Genomic DNA, 16963 nt, shown 5'->3' on the forward strand with positions numbered 1-16963 from the left:
CGGTTCCCCAATCGCACCTGCACGGAGTGAGGCTTCTTAGCCGCTGCCGTACCGGCCGGCGCGGTGCGCCGCTACACTAGGCGGATGTCGCCCGATACCCCCGCTCCGCACCCCCGCCCGTCCCTGCAACGGCTGTTCTTCACCGGCCTGCTGACCCTGTTGCCGATCTGGCTGACCTGGGTCGTGGTCAAGTTCGTGTTCGTGCTGCTGTCGGGCATCAGCAGCCCGTGGGTGCTGCCGCTGTCGGCGCGCATCGCCGCCTCGTTCCCGCACGAGATGGGCTGGGCCACCGCGCTGTGGGTGCAGAACACCATCGCCCTGATCGCCACCCTGGCGGTGATCCTGCTGGTCGGCATCCTCAGCCGGCGCGTGATCGGGCAGCGCCTGCTGCGCTGGTTCGAGGCGGTCATGCGCCGCATCCCGCTGGCCAGCGTGGTCTACGACAGCGCGCGCAAGCTGCTGGACATCCTGCAGACCCAGCCCGGCAGCACCCAGCGCGTGGTGCTGATCGACTTCCCGCACCGCGACATGAAGTCGGTCGGCCTGGTGACGCGGGTGATCAAGGAACAGGGCACCGGCCGCGAACTGGCCGCGGTGTACGTGCCGACCACGCCGAACCCGACCTCCGGCTACCTGGAGATCGTGCCGGTGGAGCTGCTGACCCCGACCGACTGGAGCGTGGACCAGGCGATGAGCTTCATCATCTCCGGCGGCGCGGTGGCGCCGGACAGCGTGCCCTTCACCCGCACCATGGACCGCTGAGGGAGACCGCGATGCGCAACGGCACGCTCGACGATCGCGCCGTTCGCCTGTTCATCGGCCTAGCCGCGTTCTTCTGCGTCAATGCCGCGCTCGCCGAATTCATCGGGGTCAAGATCTTCGCGCTGGAGGACACCCTCGGCATCGCGCCGCTGAACTGGAACCTGTTCGGCCAGAGCGGCTCGATGAACTTCACCGCCGGCACGCTGCTGTGGCCGCTGGTGTTCATCCTCACCGACACCATCAACGAGTTCTTCGGCCGCCGCGGGGTGCGTTTCATCTCCTGGCTGGCGGTGGCGCTGATCGGCTACGGCTTTTTGTTCGCGTTCGCGGCGATCGCACTGGCGCCGGCCGGGTTCTGGGTCGGCGCGGCGCAGGCGCAGGGCGTGCCGGACTACCAGGCCGCGTTCGCGGCGGTGTTCGGCCAGGGCCTGTGGACCATCGCCGGCTCGCTGGTCGCGTTCCTGGCCGGGCAGCTGATCGACGTGGCGGTGTTCCACCGCATCCGCAACGTCACCGGCGAAAAGCACGTGTGGCTGCGCGCCACCGGCTCCACCGCGGTGTCGCAGCTGATCGACAGCTTCGTGGTCATCTACATCGCCTTCGTGCTCGGTCCGCAGCACTGGTCGATCCCGCTGTTCCTGGCGGTGAGCACGCTCAACTACATCTGCAAGATGCTGCTGGCGGTGCTGCTGATCCCGCTGTTGTACCTGATGCGGCGGCTGATCACCGACTACCTGAGCCCCGAGCGCGCCGAACAGTTGCGCGAGGAAGCCGCGGCCGACTGAGTGCGCGGATCGGTCGCGCTGGCGCAACATCCAGCGCAGCCGCACCTTGCGGCGCATGCCGTCCGCGCGCGCCAGGAACGGCGCCGACGTGATCGTGCAGCGGCCCCCGCACGGTCGGCGCAAACGCCGAAGACAACCGCCCGGCCTGGCCCACGCCCCGTCGCGGACCTGCCGTGCAGGCATCGGCGGCGCTGCGCCGTACCGGCTTTTTGCTGACTGCGCGCGCGGCGGTGGGTGGCCTCCGCGGTGCGGATCGGGCAAGCTCCCGTGCTCGCTTGTCGTTGGAGCCCGCAATGCCGCCCAGCTTTCCCCGCCTGCTGTCGCTCGCCATCGCCGCCGTCCTGAGCCTGTCGCTGGCCGCACCGGCGGACGCGGCCAAGAAGAAGGCCGCCAAACAGCAGACCGCGCAGACCCGCGCCAAGGCCAGCAAGGCCAAGAAACCGCGGCCGGCACCGGCGCCGGTGGTGCGCAGCAAGGCCGAGCAGCTCAATCGCCTGTACGACGACTACTGGGAAGCATCGCTGAAGCTCAATCCGCTGCAGGCCACGTTCCAGGGCGACAGCCGCTACAACGACCAGTTGCCGAACTTCCTGTCGCCCGCATTCCGCCAGCAGTCGCACGATTTCACCGTGCTGTGGCTGGGCAAGGCCGAGGCGATCGGCAAGGACGGGCTGAGCGGGCAGGACCTGCTCAGCTACGAGATCTTCGTCGGCGACGCGCGCAACGCGCTGGAGGCGGAGAAGTACCCGAGCTGGATGCAGCCGGTGAACCAGTTCTACAACGTCGGCAGCATCATGGTGATGCTCGGCTCGGGCACCGGCGCGCAGCCGTTCCACACCGCCAAGGACTACGACAACTGGGCGCGGCGCGCGCTCGGCATCCCCGCCCTGTTCGACCAGGCCATCGCCAACATGCGCGAGGGCATGAAGGCCGGCGTGGTGCAGCCGCGCGCGCTGATGGAGAAAGTGCTGCCGCAGCTGGACGCGATCATCAAGCCAACCGCCGAGGAAAGCCTGTTCTGGGGCCCGATCCGCAACCTGCCGGCGGACATGCCCGAGGCCGAGAAGCAGCGCATCACCGCCGACTACAAGCGCCTGATCGAATACCGGATCATGCCGTCCTACCGCGCGCTGCGCGGTTTCATCGCCACCGAATACCTGCCGGCCACGCGCAGCACCGCCGGCGTCGGCGCGCTGCCCGGCGGCGAGGCCTGGTACGCCTACAACGTACGCCAGAGCACCACCACCGATCTGAGCCCGGCGCAGATCCACCAGATCGGCCTGGACGAGGTGGCGCGCATCCAGGCGCAGATCCAGGTGGTGATGAAGCAGGTGAAGTTCCGCGGCCCGATGCCGAAGTTCTTCAAGTTCATGCAGACCGACAAGCGCTTCACCTTCAAGAGCGAAGACGAGCTGCTGAGCTATTACCGCGGCCTGGAATCGCGGGTGGACGCGGCGGTGCCGCGCCTGTTCGCGCTGAAGCCGAAGGCCGCGTTCGAGATCCGCCCGGTGGAGCCGTACCGCGCGCAATCGGCAGCCGGCGGCTCGTACATGCGGCCCAGCGAGGACGGCTCGCGCCCGGGCATCTTCTACGTCAACACCTACGACCTGCCCAGCCGCAAGACCTGGGATGCGGAAGACCTGTACCTGCACGAAGCCATTCCCGGCCATCACTTCCAGCTCGGCCTGCAGCAGGAGCTGAGCAACCTGCCCAAGTTCCGCCGCTTCGGCGGCGAGACCGCCTACATCGAAGGCTGGGGCCTGTACACCGAATCGCTGGGCAAGGAACTGGGCCTGTACCAGGACCCGTACAACTACTTCGGCTACCTGCAGAACGAGTTGTGGCGCGCGATCCGCCTGGTGGTGGACACCGGCCTGCACAGCAAGGGCTGGACCCGCGAGCAGGTGATCGACTACATGCTCGAGAACTCGGCCACCAGCCGCACCGATGCCGAGGCCGAAGCCGAGCGCTACATGGCCATCCCCGGGCAGGCGCTGTCCTACAAGATCGGCGAGATGAAGATCCTGCAGCTGCGCGACTACGCCCGCACCCAGCTCGGCGACAGGTTCGACATCCGCGAGTTCCACGCCGAGATCCTGAAGGACGGCTCGGTGCCGCTGGACGTGCTGCAGGAGAAGATCGAGCGCTGGGTGGCGAGCAAGAAGGGCTGAGCGCGACGGCGGCTGCGCGCCTCATGCTCTCCCTGTAGGAGCGGCTTCAGCCGCGACCGGGGCGTCGCCGGCAACGCCCCGGTCGCGGCTGAAGCCGCTCCTACACTAAAAGCGCTCCAACACGTGCCTGCGGGCTCAACCGCCTGGCGGCGCTTGCATTGCCAGGCGCCGCGCCAATCGGGCGATGTCGCGCGGCGTGGTACGGCAGCACCCGCCAATCAGGCGCGCACCGGCGGCGCGCCAGGCATCCACATGATCGACCAACGCGCAGGCACCGGCAGCGCCGTCGTCCCAGCGCTTGCCGGCAGCGTCGTAGCGCTCGCCGGAATTCGGATACGCCAGCAGCGGCAGTGCGGTCAGCGCCGCCAGCTGCTGCAGCGCTGCGGTGCACAGCGCCGGCGCGATGCAATTGACGCCGAGCGCGACGACTTGCGGATGGCCGTCGAGCAAGGCCACCGCCTCGCGCAACGGCGAGCCGTCGCTGAGGTGCGCAGCATCGCGCAGGGTGAACGCGAACCACGCCACCGCCTGCGGAAATTCCTCCAGCAACGCCAGCAGCGCCGCGACCTCTGCCAGCGACGGCTGCGTCTCGCAGGCCAGCAGGTCCACGCCCGCTTCGACCAACGCGGCGATGCGCGGACGGTGGAAGTCCAGCATCGCCGCCCGCGGCAGCGCGTAGTCGCCACGGTATTCCGACCCGTCGGCCAGGTAGGCGCCGTACGGCCCTACCGAGCCTGCAACCAGCAGCGCGCCGGCATCCGCATGCGCGGCCCGATAGGCATCGCGCGCCTGCAGCGCCAGCTGCGCGCTGCGTGCGATCAGTTGCCGCGACTGCAGCGGATCGACGCCGCGCGCGGCGAATCCCAACGGCGTGGCCTGGTAGCTGGCGGTGATCGCGCATTGCGCACCGGCCTGGAAATAGTCCAGGTGCACCTGGCGGATCAGTTGCGGCTGCTCGAGCAGCACTTTCGCCGACCACAGCGCATCGCCGAGGTCGCAGCCACGCGCCTCCAGTTCGGTGGCCAGCGCGCCGTCGAGCACGATGCAACGGCCGTCGGCCAGCAGCGCGGTCAAGGGGTTGTGCGGCATGGTCGCGGCCTCGCGGGCGAAACGTGATGCCGTCATTGTGTCAGGCAGTGGCCGCCACGCCGACTGCGGGCTTCGCACGGACCGCATGCGGCGATGATGTCGCGTACAAGCCACATGCGAACGCCGATACGCCAGGCACCGCTCAGGTCCGACGCCCGACGCTGCGCTATGCTCGGCGCATGACTCGCCCCCTTCCTTCCGCACCGGAGCGGCGCATGACCTTCACCGCGTTGACGCCGATGCTGCGCAGCGCCGACCTTGCCGCGGCGCTGGCGTTCTACACCGACACCCTGGATTTCCGCATCGATGGCGGCGGCGCGGACGCCGGCTGGGCCTCGCTGCGGCACGGCCCGCTGGCGCTGATGCTGGCCGCGCGGCAGGCGCCTGCCGATGCCGCGGCGTCCGGCCTCCCCGGCTCGCTGTACTTCCGCACCGACGACGTCGACGCCTGGTGGCAGCGGCTGCAGCCGCAGGCGCGCATCGCCTATCCGCTCGAGGACTTCGCCTACGGCATGCGCGAGTTCGCGATCCACGATCCGGACGGCCACCTGCTGCAGTTCGGCCAGGCGCTGTGCCGATGAGCCTGACCCTGGGCGGCCTGCACCACGTGGCGATCATCGCCTCCGACTACGCGCGCTCGAAGGACTTCTACTGCCGCATCCTCGGCCTGCGCGTGGTCGCCGAGGCCTATCGCGAAGCGCGCGACTCCTGGAAGCTGGACCTGGCCCTGCCCGACGGCGCCCAGATCGAACTGTTCTCCTTCCCCGCGCCGCCGCCGCGACCCAGCCGCCCGGAAGCCTGCGGCCTGCGCCACCTGGCGCTGCGCGTGGACGACCTGGACGCCGCCGTCGCGCATCTGCAGGCGCACGGCGTGGCGACCGAGCCGATCCGCATCGACGAGTACACCGGCCGCCGTTTCACCTTCTTCGCCGACCCGGACGACCTGCCGCTGGAGCTGTACGAAGCCGGCTGAGCGTCGCGATGCCTTGGCAATCCGGGCCTGTCGCACATCCGACGACGGCCGCGCCCGCCGGCACGCGGCGGCGCCGATGGCAATGACTTCCGGCGCATGCGGCCACGCGCGATCGCACCAACAATCGGATATCGACCAGGGGAAGGTACGCCATGCTGCAGATCCGCGAGCTGTCCAAGACCTACGCCAATGGCGTCCATGCGCTCAAGGGCGTCACCCTGGACATCCCGCGCGGCATGTTCGGCCTGCTTGGCCCCAACGGCGCCGGCAAGTCCTCGTTGATGCGCACCCTGGCCACGCTGCAGGAAGCCGATTCCGGCAGCGCCACCCTCACCGGCGCCGACGGCCAGGCGATCGACGTGCTGCGCGACAAGGACGCGCTGCGGCGCAAGCTCGGCTACCTGCCGCAGGACTTCGGGGTCTACCCCAAGGTCAGCGCGCTGGACCTGCTCGACCATTTCGCGGTGCTGAAAGGGCTCACCGAGCGCCGCCAGCGCAAGGAACTGGTCGAGGGCCTGCTGCAGCAGGTCAACCTGTGGGACGCGCGCAAGCGCAAGCTGGGCACCTATTCCGGCGGCATGCGCCAACGCTTCGGCATCGCCCAGGCGCTGCTCGGCAATCCGCAGCTGGTCATCGTCGACGAACCCACCGCCGGCCTGGACCCGGAGGAACGCAACCGCTTCCTCAACCTGCTGGCCGAGATCGGCGAGAACGTGGTGGTGATCCTGTCCACCCACATCGTGGAGGACGTCACCGACCTGTGCCCGGCGATGGCGATCATGAACAAGGGCCAGGTCCTGCTGACCGGCCGCCCCGCCGACGCCATCGCCACGCTCAGCCAGCAGGTCTGGCGCAAGCGCGTGGCCAAGAGCGCGCTGGCCGACTACGAAGCGCGCTACACCGTGCTGTCGACCCGGCTGGTGGCCGGCAGCCCGGTGATCCATGTGTTCAGCGCCGAATGCCCGGAAGCGGGCTTCGAACCGGTCGCGCCCGACCTCGAGGACGTGTATTTCCAGCGCCTGCGCCAGCAGGCGCGGGCCGCCTGACGGAGCGCCGACCATGATCCTGGCTTTCCTGCGCTTCGAGCTGCGCGAGCAGTTGCGTTCGCCCCTGCTGTGGCTGCTGGCCGCGCTGCTTGCCCTGCTCGCCTTCGGCGCCAGTTCCAGCGACGCGGTGCAGATCGGCGGCGGCATCGGCAACGTCTACCGCAACGCGCCCTCGGTCATCGCCACGATGATGACCATGTTCACCCTGATCGGCCTGCTGGTGGCCACGCTGTTCGTCAGCAATGCGCTGCTGCGCGACTTCGAGCTGGGCACCGCCGAACTGGTGTTCTCCAGCCCGGTGCGGCGCCGCGACTATCTGCTCGGACGCATCGGCGCGGCCTTGCTGGCCTGCATGGTGATGTACCTGATCGTCGCGTTCGGCATCTTCATCGCCCAGTTCATGCCATGGATCGACCCGGTCCGGCTGGGGCCGGTGGCCGTCTCGTCCTACCTGTGGACGCTGGCGGTGATGGTGCTGCCGAACGTGCTGTTCGCCACCGCGCTGCTGTCGCTGCTGGCGGTGACCGCACGCAACATCCTGTGGGTGTATGTCGGCGTCATCGTGTTCCTGGTGCTGTACGGGGTCAGCCGCGCGGTGCTGGCCGACCTGGACAACGTCTGGGCCGCCACCCTGTCCGATCCGCTCGGCATCCGCGCGCTGGCGCAGACGCTGCGCTACTGGTCGGCGGAAGAACGCAACCACAACCTGCCCGAACTCAGCGGCTACCTGCTGGCCAACCGTGCGCTGTGGCTGGGCGTGTCGGTCCTGCTGTTCGCGGCGACCTTCGCCCTGTTCCGCACCGAGCGCAGCGGCACCCGCCGCCGTTTCGGCCGCAAGCCGCCGACGCCGGCCGTCGCGGTGCCCGTGGCCGCAGCCGTGACCGCTGCGCGCCCCGTGCAACTGCCGGCCGTCGTCCCGTTCGCGCAGAACGGCGCCGGCTGGCGGCAACTGCTGCGGCAGGTGCGCTTCGATACCCTGGGCGTGTTCCGCAGCGCGCCGTTCGTGGTCCTGCTGCTCCTGGGCATCGCCAACTTCGTGCCGCAGGCCTTGTTCGGCGGCACTTACTACGGCACCGACATCTGGCCGGTGACCTCGATCATGCTGCAGGGACTGCAGAACAGCTACAGCTTCCTGCTGGTGATCATCGTGCTGTTCTATGCCGGCGAACTGGTGTGGAAGGAACGCGGCGCGCGCATCGACGGCATCACCGACGCGATGCCGGTGCCGAACTGGGTGCCGCTGCTGGGCAAGCTGCTGACCCTGATCGCGGTGATCGCCGCGTTCCAGGCGGTCGGCGCGCTGGCCTCGGTCGCGGTGCAGCTGGGCAAGGGCTATACCCAGATCGAACCGCTGCTGTATCTGAAGCCGCTGGTGCTGGGCTCGGTGTTCTATGTGCTGATGGGCGGCATGGCGCTGGTGCTGCAGGTGCTGAGCAACAACAAGTTCCTCGGCTATGCGCTGCTGGTGCTGCTGCTGATCGGGCAGGTGGCGCTGTCGATGCTCGACTACACGCAGAGCCTGTACAACTTCGGCAGCTGGCCGAATGCGCCGTATTCGGACATGAACGGCTTCGGCCACTTCCTGCCGGGACAGTTGTGGCTGCAGAGCTACTGGGGCCTGTTCCTGCTGACCTTGCTGCTGTTGTCGGCGGCGTTCTGGCCGCGCGGCGTCGGCAACGGGCCGCGGCAACGGCTGCAGTTGGCGCGGCAGCGCCTGCGTGGCGCGCCCGGCGCCGCCACCGCGCTGGCGCTGCTGGCGTTCGCCGCGGTGGGCGGCTGGATCTACTGGAACACCAACGTCTACAATACGTTCCGCTCGCCCGACCAGGAGCTGGACCTGCAGGCCCGCTACGAGCGCGACTACCGCAAGTACAAGGACCTGCCGCAGCCGCGCATCGTCGCCGTGTCCAACCAGGTCGACCTGCATCCGGAAACGCAGTCGGTCGTGGTGGACGCCACCTGGACGGTGCGCAACACCCACGCCGCGCCGATCCGCGACGTGCACCTGGGCATGAACGGCGAGGACGGCGACGACACCCTGGTCGCGGTGGACCTGGGCGGGCAGACCCTGGTCAAGCACGATGCGGCGCTGGGCTACCGCATCTACCGGCTGGCCACGCCGCTGCAGCCTGGCGAGCAACGCACGTTCCGCTTCCGTGTCGATCGCCATCCGCACGGCCTCACCGTGCGCCAGGCGCAGAGCGAGATCGTCGGCAACGGCAGCTTCTTCAACAGCAGCATGCTGCCGTGGTTCGGCTACAACGAGCGGCAGCAGATCGAGGACCGCAACGAGCGCCGCAAGCGCGGACTGGGCGAACCCACGCGCATGCCCAAGCTCGAAGACCAGGCCGCGCGGGCCAACACCTACATCAGCGACGATGCCGACTGGATCGATTTCGCCACCACCATCTGCACCGCGCCGGACCAGATCGCACTGGCGCCGGGCTACCTGCAGCAGGAATCCAGCCGCAACGGCCGGCGCTGCTTCAGCTACGCGATGGACCGGCCGATGCTGAATTTCTACGCCTACCTGTCGGCGCGCTGGCAGGTCAGGAAGGCGCGCTACAAGGACATCCCGATCGAGGTCTACTACGACGCCAAGCATCCGTACAACGTGCAGCGCATGATCGAGGGCGTGCAGAAGTCGCTGGCCTACTACGAGCAGCACTTCACCCCGTACCAGCACCACCAGGTGCGCATCATCGAGTTCCCCGGCTACCAGAGCTTCGCCCAGTCCTTCGCCAACACCATCCCGTATTCGGAGTCGATCGGGTTCATCGCCGACCTGCGCGATCCGGACGACATCGACTACGTGTTCTACGTGACCGCGCACGAAGTGGCGCACCAGTGGTGGGCGCACCAGGTGATCGGCGCCAACGTGCAGGGCGCGACGATGCTGTCCGAATCGCTGGCGCAGTACTCGGCGCTGATGGTGATGGAGCAGGAATACGGCCGCGCGCACATGCGCCGCTTCCTCAAGTACGAACTGGACCGCTACCTGAGCGGACGCGGTGGCGAAAGCCTGGAGGAGCTGCCGCTGTACCGCGTGGAGAACCAGCAGTACATCCACTACTGCAAGGGCTCGCTGGTGTTCTACCGGCTGCGCGAGGAAATCGGCGAGCAGGCGCTGAACCGCGCGCTGCACGAGTTCCTGCTGGCCAAGGCGTTCCAGCCGCCGCCCTACACCACCTCGGCCGAACTGCTGCAGTTCATCCGTGCCGAAGCGCGCCCCGAGCAGCAGGCGTTGATCGACGACCTGTTCGAGAGGATCACCTTCTACGACAACCGGGTGGAAACGGCGACCGCACGCAAGCGCGCCGATGGCCGCTACGACGTGACCCTGCGGCTGCACGCGGCCAAGCACTATGCCGACGGCAAGGGCAAGGAACGCGACGGCAGCCTGGACGACTGGGTCGAGGTGGGCGTGTTCGCCAAGGGACCGTCGGGCAAGGAACGCGACGAGAAGGTGCTGTACCTGCAGCGCCTGCACGTGACCACTCCCGCGCCGACGGTCACGGTGACCGTGGACCGGCTGCCCAGCGAGGCCGGCTTCGATCCGTACAACAAGCTGATCGACCGGGTCTCGGACGACAACCGCAAGCAGGTGACGGTGCAGTGACGGGTGCGGCCGTTCGGCGGCGGCAGGCGCCCCCCGGCAGGCCGGGTGCCGCGTGCCACGGCCTGCGTTGCGCGGCGACGCCTGCCGCACGCAGGGCACTACCGGCGACTCGCTGAACCGCCGGCGGCCAGCGATTCCCAGCACCATACGCTTGGGTATACAGTCGGCTCCAGGTCGGCATCGCGCCGACCGCTCTGGACACACCCTGGGAGGGGACACATGCGCACCACTTTCAAGACCCTGATGCTGGCCCTGCCGCTGAGCGTGGCCGCGTTCGTCGCGCAGGCCGCCGACACCTCGCCGGTCGGCCGCTGGCAGACCATCGACGACGAGACCGGCAAGCCCAAGTCCATCGTGCAGATCGAGCAGGCCGGCAACGGCACGCTGAGCGGCAAGGTGATCGAGATCCTGCAATCGGACAAGGGTCCCAATCCGCTGTGCGACAAGTGCGACGGCGCGCAGAAGGGCAAGCCGATCAAGGGCATGACCATCCTGTGGGGGCTGAAGCCGGACGGGACCGCGGTGTGGAGCGGCGGCTCGGTGCTGGATCCGGCCAAGGGCAAGACCTACAAGGCCAAGGTCACCCTCACCGACGGCGGCAAGAAGCTGCAGATGCGCGGCTACATCGGCATCGAGGCGCTGGGGCGGACGCAGACGTGGATCAGGGAGTGAAGGGCCGGGATTGGGCATTCGGGATTCGGGATTGGTAAAAACGGGGCGCCTTCGGGCGCCCTTGTTTTTCCAGGCAACCACTCCGCACCTGCAAGTAGCGGGAGACCTCCAATCCCGAATCCCGAATCCCCAATCCCGGCTTTCCAGACTAATGCGATAATCGCGATCCCCCAGGATCGCCGTTCGCCATGACCCGCACCGCTCTCGTCACCACCGCCCTGCCCTACGCCAACGGTCCGTTGCACCTGGGCCACCTGGTCGGCTACATCCAGGCCGACATCTGGGTGCGCGCGCGGCGGCTGCGCGGCGACCGCACCTGGTTCGTCTGCGCCGACGATACGCACGGCACGCCGATCATGCTCGCCGCGGAGAAGGCCGGGGTCACCCCGGAGAACTTCATCGCCAGCATCCAGGCCAGCCACGAGCGCGATTTCGCCGCGTTCGGGGTGGCCTTCGACCATTACGACTCGACCAACTCGGCCGCCAACCGCGCGCTGACCGAGGCGTTCTACGCCAAGCTCGACGCCGGCGGCCACATCGCGCGGCGCTCGGTGGCGCAGTTCTACGATCCGGCCAAGGGCATGTTCCTGCCCGACCGCTACATCAAGGGCATCTGCCCCAACTGCGGCAGCGCCGACCAGTACGGCGACAACTGCGAGGTGTGCGGCGCGACCTACGCGCCGACCGAGCTGAAGGAGCCGAAGTCGGTGATCTCCGGCGCCACCCCGGAACTGCGCGACTCCGAGCACTTCTTCTTCGAGGTCGGCCGCTTCGACGGCTTCCTGCGGCAGTGGCTGGCCGGCGACGTGGCCCTGCCCGGGGTCAAGGCCAAGCTGATGGAGTGGCTGGACAGCGAAGGCGGGCTGCGCGCCTGGGACATCTCGCGCGATGCGCCGTACTTCGGCTTCGAGATCCCCGGCCAGCCGGGCAAGTATTTCTACGTGTGGCTGGACGCGCCGATCGGCTACCTGAGCAGCTTCCAGACCCTGTGCGCGAGCCTGGGCGAAGCGTTCGAACCGCACCTGGCGGCGGGCACCGAGACCGAACTGCACCATTTCATCGGCAAGGACATCGTCAACTTCCACGGCCTGTTCTGGCCGGCGGTGCTGCACGGCACCGGCCACCGCGCGCCGACCCGGCTGCACGTCAACGGCTACCTGATGGTGGACGGCGCCAAGATGTCCAAGTCGCGCGGCACCTTCGTGATGGCGCGCACCTACCTGGACGTGGGCCTGGAGCCGGAGGCGCTGCGCTACTACTTCGCCGCCAAGTCCTCCGGCGGCGTCGACGATCTGGATTTGAACCTGGGCGACTTCGTGGCGCGGGTCAATGCCGACCTGGTCGGCAAGTTCGTCAACCTGGCCAGCCGCTGCGCCGGCTTCATCGACAAGCGCTTCGGCGGCCGGCTCGCCGACGCGCTGCCCGACCCGGCGCAGTACGCGCGCTTCGTCGCCGCACTGGCGCCGATCCGCGAGGCCTACGAGCGCAACGACGCGGCCAGCGCGATCCGCCAGACCATGGCGCTGGCCGACGAGGCCAACAAGTACATCGACGAGCACAAGCCGTGGGTGATCGCCAAGCAGGACGGCGCCGATGCGCAGCTGCAGGCGGTGTGCACGCAAGGCCTGAACCTGTTCCGGGTGCTGGCCGGCGCGCTGAAGCCGGTGTTGCCGCGCACCAGCGCCGAGGCCGAAGCGTTCCTGTCCGCGCCGCTGGCGGCCTGGGAAGACCTCGACGCGCCGCTGCTGGCGCACGTCATCCAGTCCTACACCCCCCTGTTCACCCGAATCGACCCCAAACTGATCGACGCCATGACCGACGCCTCCAAGGACACCCTCGCCCCCGCGCCCGCCGCCGCCAAGCCGGCGCCGGCCAAGACCGAAGCGAAAGCCGCCGCAAATCCCGAATCCCCACTCCCGAATCCCGGCCTCATCGGCATCGACGATTTCGCCAAGCTCGACCTGCGCATCGGCAAGGTGCTGGTGTGCGAATTCGTCGAGGGTTCGGACAAGCTGCTGCGCTTCGAACTGGACGCCGGCGAACTGGGCAAGCGGCAGATCTTCTCCGGCATCCGCGGCAGCTACGCCGAGCCGGAAACGCTGGTCGGCCGCAACGTGGTGTTCATCGCCAACCTGGCCCCGCGCAAGATGCGCTTCGGCCTCAGCGAAGGCATGATCCTGTCGGCCGGTTTCGACGGCGGCGCGCTGGCGCTGCTCGACGCCGACGGCGGCGCGCAGCCGGGCATGCCGGTGCGTTGACGGCCGGGATTGGGGAATCGGGATTGGGGATTCGTTGACGCGGATCCCTTGCCCGATTCACTTCATGACGCGCTTTGCGAATCCCCAATGCCGAATCCCCAATCCCTTGCTCTTTTCGACTTCGATCACACGGTCACCACCGGCGACAGCTACTCGCGTTTCCTGCGCCGCGTCGCCACGCCGCGGCAGCTGGCGCAGGCGAAGTGGTCGGTGGGGCCGTGGCTGGCCGGCTATCGGCTGGGCCTGGTCTCGGCGCATGCGCTGCGCAAGCGGGTCACCCGCATCGTGTTCGCCGGCCGTGCCGCGGCGGAGATCGCCGCGCAGGCCGAGGCCTACGCGCAGCAGGTGCTGCCGACGTTGCTGCGCCCGGAGATGATGCAACGCATCGCCTGGCATCGGGCGCAGGGCGACAGCGTGGTGCTGGTGTCCGGGTCGCTGGACCTGTACCTGCAACCGTGGTGCGCGCAGCATGGGCTGGCGTTGATCTGCAACCGCCTGGAAACGCGCGACGGCCAGCTGAGCGGCCGCTACGCCGATGGCGACTGCGGCCCGCTCAAGGCCGAGCTGATCCGCGCGCACTACGATGTGGCCGCCTACCCGCGCGTCTACGCCTACGGCGACAGCCGCGAAGACCGGCCGATGCTGGCGCTGGCCCACGAGCGCTGGTACGGCGGACGCCGCATCGCCTGAGCATGGCCGTGCACGCAGAACAGGCGGCGTGCCCCGGATCGGCCCTGACCGTTCTTCCGGCCCGCCCAACCAAACGTGCCGAAAGCAGACACCGGCGGACCGGCATCGGTGGCCGCTGCCGCGCCACCGACAACGCCGTGCCGCGGTGCCACGCAACCAGATTCCCGCCATGACCGAAAAGCCGAACCCCTCGCCATCTCCCCAGCCGTCCGCACCGCGACCACCCGACCGCACCGCGCGCATCGCCCTGACGATCGTCGCGCTCCTGGTCCTCGCCAGCGTGGCCGCCGGCGTCGCCTTGTGGCGGCTGCAGCGCGACCGCGTCAGGATCACCGACGACGCGCAGGTCGCCGCACCGTCGCGGACGAATCCGGCCGGCATCGTGGTGATCGCCCGTTTCAAACAGCAAGATGCCGCGGCAATCCGCGTCGGCCAGGCGGCCCTGGTCCGCCTGGCGCAGGCGCCGGACACGCCGGTGCCCGGCCGCGTCGCCGCCGTCGGTGGGGAAACCGACCCGTCGGCGCCTGCGCCAGGCAGCTTCGTGCAGATCGCGCAGCGCCAGCCGGTGCGCATTGCCGTCGACGCGGCGGCCGCCGAGCGCACGCTGTTCGTGCAGGGCATGGCGGCGCGGGTGCAGGTGGATACCCGCTCGGAACCCTGAGCGGCGCGGCGATCGCGCCTCGTTCGCCGCCTCGTTCGCCGCCGCGCGCAAAGCCGCCGCGCACCTCTCGCCCGCCTGGCGCGCCCGGGCGGCAAGCGTGGGGAGACGCGGCGGCCGCGACGGCGGCGGTCACGGCGCGCCAGGCACACCCGATCCGCGCGCTACAATGCGGCCGCCGATGCGCGCCGCCGCCGGCGCTGGCCGCCCCCATCCCGCCGCGCGCCGCACTGCAAGCGCAGAACCCACCATGATGCCCGCCCACCCCGACCTGCTCGAACGCCTCGATCGCCTGCTGCCGCAGACCCAGTGCGGCCAGTGCGGCTTCGATGGCTGCCGCCCGTACGCCGAGGCGATGGCGCGCGGCGCGGCGCAGGTGGACCGCTGCCCGCCCGGCGGCGACCCCGGCGCGCGGGCGCTGGCGCGCGTGCTCGGCACCGTGCCGCTGCCCTACGACCGCAGCCGCGGCACGCACAAGCCGGCGCAGGTGGCGTTGGTGATCGAGGCCGACTGCATCGGCTGCACCAAGTGCATCCAGGCCTGCCCGGTCGATGCCATCGTCGGCGGCGCCAAGTACATGCACACAGTGCTGGCGCCGCTGTGCACCGGCTGCGAGCTGTGCGTGCCGGCCTGCCCGGTGGATTGCATCGAGCTGCGCCCGGCCTAGGGCATGTCGCCAATCCCCGGGCAGCTCGCGCCGCTCCTGCGTTGGCGTGCCCACGCGCTGACGGCAGCGTGCACGCGCAGACGTGGCCCTGGGGGTTGGGCCTGCCAGGCCGCCAGCCTGCATCCCGCGGTTGGACCTGACCAGCCGTCAGTCGCCGCGCCGGCTGGCGACCCGACAGACCCAACGCGACCTACTCGGGAACCGATGACACGCCCCAGCGCCACGCCAGGCGCGGTGGCCAGCGCATCCGGATCGGCGCCGGCCGCGTATCGCTAGCTGTCACCATCCTGCGGAAGCGCTGCGCATGCCCACGCCGATCGCCCCTGCCCCGCTCGCCCGCGCGCGCCTGCCGCTGGCGGCGACCCTGTGCATCGCCGTGCTCGGCGCGGCCGCCCCGGCGCAGGCGATGCTGCACTACGACGGCCTCGCCTACGCGCCAGACGGCGGGCAGCTGCTGTACCGCGAGAGCCACTGGGTACGCGACGACGGCGCGCGGCTGGTGCTGTACCGCTGCGCCGATGGCACCGCGTTCGCGCGCAAGCGCGTCGCCGACGGCGGCATCGCCCCGGATTTCGAACTGGTCGACGCGCGCAGCGGCTATCGCGAAGGCGTGCGCCGTGCCGGCAGCGGCCGGGTGATGTTCAGCCAGCGCGGCGGCCAGCCGGAACGCAGCGCGCCATTGCCGGCGACGGCGGTACCGCAGGTGATCGATGCCGGCTTCGATGCCTATCTGCGCACGCACTGGGACGCGGTGAGCCAGGGCACGCCGCAGCGCATCGCCTTCGTGTTGCCGAGCAGCTTGCGCACGCTGGATTTCCAGATCAAACCCGCGGCCGCCGACGCCGGTGTACAGCGCTACACGCTGGCGGTGGACGCCTGGTATGGCGGCGTGCTGCCGAACATCGCGGTCGCCTACGCGCGCAGCGATCGCCGCCTGCTGGAATTCCGCGGCATCGGCAATGTCCGCGACGCGCGTGGCCGCTATGCGCAGGTGCGCATCGAATTCCCCGAACGCCTGCGCGACCAGGCCGACGACAGCGCATGGAACCAGGCGTTGCAGCAACCCCTGGCCGCGCAATGCGCCGCGCGCTGACCCGCGCCGGCACCGCGTTCACGCCGGCCTCCGGCGCGGGCGCTACAAGCATGCAGCGGCATCGTCCCTCCCACGACAAGGAACATCCATGGCCAAGGCCTACCTGTGGTTCAACGCCGCGCTGTACGCGGTCCTGGCGCTCTGGTGCACGCTGCTGCCGGCGCAGACCGCCGCCGCGGTCGGCTACGTCGGCCTGGACCGCTCCGGGCAATCCGAATACCTGGTCATCTACGGCGGACTGCAATTGGGCATGGCCTTCCTGTTCGGCTATTTCGCCCGCAGCGGGCAACTGCGGACCGGGCTGCTGCTGGCGCTCGCCTTCTACGTGCCGATCGTGCTCTACCGCAGCGCCAGCCTGCTGCGGCTGTGGCCGGTGGGGCCGACCACGACCGGCCTGGCCGTCTTCGAAATCGCGCTGCTGCTCGCCGCGCTCGCGCTATGGCGCGGCCAGCGCCGTTGAGCGACGCGCGCGCCGAAAGC

The 16963-nt window shown here is 69.4% G+C and carries 15 protein-coding genes; 14 read left to right on the plus strand and 1 reads right to left on the minus strand.

The features are described from left to right. Positions 1-84 precede the first annotated feature (84 nt). The 3 genes from AB3X10_RS15230 (at position 85) to AB3X10_RS15240 (ending at position 3718) form a co-directional block, all read left to right on the plus strand. Positions 85-762, plus strand: coding sequence for a DUF502 domain-containing protein (locus tag AB3X10_RS15230; protein ID WP_145700921.1), 678 nt, complete (start codon positions 85-87; stop codon positions 760-762). Positions 763-773: 11 nt separating this feature from the next. Continuing rightward, a complete protein-coding gene (locus AB3X10_RS15235) occupies positions 774-1547 on the plus strand; it encodes a queuosine precursor transporter (RefSeq protein ID WP_369976047.1) in 774 nt (257 codons plus the stop codon). A gap of 293 nt (positions 1548-1840) precedes the next feature. After that, positions 1841-3718 carry a DUF885 domain-containing protein gene (locus tag AB3X10_RS15240; protein WP_369976049.1) on the plus strand — a complete coding sequence of 626 codons (1878 nt, stop codon included), beginning with the start codon at positions 1841-1843 and terminating at the stop codon, positions 3716-3718. 135 nt (positions 3719-3853) lie between these two features. On the opposite strand, the gene mmuM is transcribed toward AB3X10_RS15240, so the two are convergent. Further along, positions 3854-4807 (minus strand): homocysteine S-methyltransferase, encoded by a 954-nt coding sequence (gene mmuM / locus AB3X10_RS15245; RefSeq protein ID WP_369976050.1) that lies wholly within the window; start codon positions 4805-4807, stop codon positions 3854-3856. A gap of 215 nt (positions 4808-5022) precedes the next feature. Here mmuM and AB3X10_RS15250 point away from each other — a divergent pair, with 215 nt between their 5' ends. The 11 genes from AB3X10_RS15250 (at position 5023) to AB3X10_RS15300 (ending at position 16943) form a co-directional block, all read left to right on the plus strand. Beyond that, positions 5023-5388, plus strand: a complete 366-nt coding sequence (locus AB3X10_RS15250) for a VOC family protein (protein WP_369976052.1) — start codon at positions 5023-5025, stop codon at positions 5386-5388. A 2-nt stretch (positions 5389-5390) separates the two neighbouring features. Then, on the plus strand, positions 5391-5780 hold the full coding sequence (locus AB3X10_RS15255) for a VOC family protein (RefSeq protein WP_369981848.1): 390 nt from the start codon (positions 5391-5393) through the stop codon (positions 5778-5780). A 152-nt stretch (positions 5781-5932) separates the two neighbouring features. Further along, positions 5933-6826: an ABC transporter ATP-binding protein gene (locus AB3X10_RS15260; RefSeq protein WP_369976054.1), complete on the plus strand. Its 894-nt coding sequence runs from the start codon at positions 5933-5935 to the stop codon at positions 6824-6826. 13 nt (positions 6827-6839) lie between these two features. Continuing rightward, entirely contained in the window at positions 6840-10445 is a 3606-nt protein-coding gene (locus AB3X10_RS15265) for an ABC transporter permease/M1 family aminopeptidase (protein ID WP_369976055.1), read from the plus strand. Between the two features lie 219 nt (positions 10446-10664). Next, entirely contained in the window at positions 10665-11117 is a 453-nt protein-coding gene (locus AB3X10_RS15270) for a DUF2147 domain-containing protein (protein ID WP_369976056.1), read from the plus strand. A 188-nt stretch (positions 11118-11305) separates the two neighbouring features. Further along, the gene (metG, locus tag AB3X10_RS15275; RefSeq protein WP_369976058.1) at positions 11306-13375 is read left to right on the plus strand and encodes a methionine--tRNA ligase; all 2070 of its coding nucleotides are present in this window, start codon (positions 11306-11308) and stop codon (positions 13373-13375) included. A gap of 87 nt (positions 13376-13462) precedes the next feature. Then, positions 13463-14065, plus strand: a complete 603-nt coding sequence (locus AB3X10_RS15280; RefSeq protein WP_369976059.1) for an HAD-IB family hydrolase — start codon at positions 13463-13465, stop codon at positions 14063-14065. A 28-nt stretch (positions 14066-14093) separates the two neighbouring features. Beyond that, the gene (locus AB3X10_RS15285; protein ID WP_369976061.1) at positions 14094-14726 is read left to right on the plus strand and encodes a hypothetical protein; all 633 of its coding nucleotides are present in this window, start codon (positions 14094-14096) and stop codon (positions 14724-14726) included. Between the two features lie 250 nt (positions 14727-14976). Then, positions 14977-15390, plus strand: a complete 414-nt coding sequence (gene rnfB, locus AB3X10_RS15290) for an Rnf electron transport complex subunit RnfB (RefSeq protein ID WP_369981850.1) — start codon at positions 14977-14979, stop codon at positions 15388-15390. 304 nt (positions 15391-15694) lie between these two features. Next, positions 15695-16483: a hypothetical protein gene (locus tag AB3X10_RS15295; RefSeq protein ID WP_369976062.1), complete on the plus strand. Its 789-nt coding sequence runs from the start codon at positions 15695-15697 to the stop codon at positions 16481-16483. A gap of 88 nt (positions 16484-16571) precedes the next feature. Further along, a complete protein-coding gene (locus AB3X10_RS15300; protein WP_369976064.1) occupies positions 16572-16943 on the plus strand; it encodes a DUF4345 domain-containing protein in 372 nt (123 codons plus the stop codon). Positions 16944-16963 lie beyond the last annotated feature (20 nt).

It is taken from the genome of Xanthomonas sp. DAR 80977, assembly GCF_041240605.1.
GTDB lineage: Bacteria > Pseudomonadota > Gammaproteobacteria > Xanthomonadales > Xanthomonadaceae > Xanthomonas_A > Xanthomonas_A bundabergensis.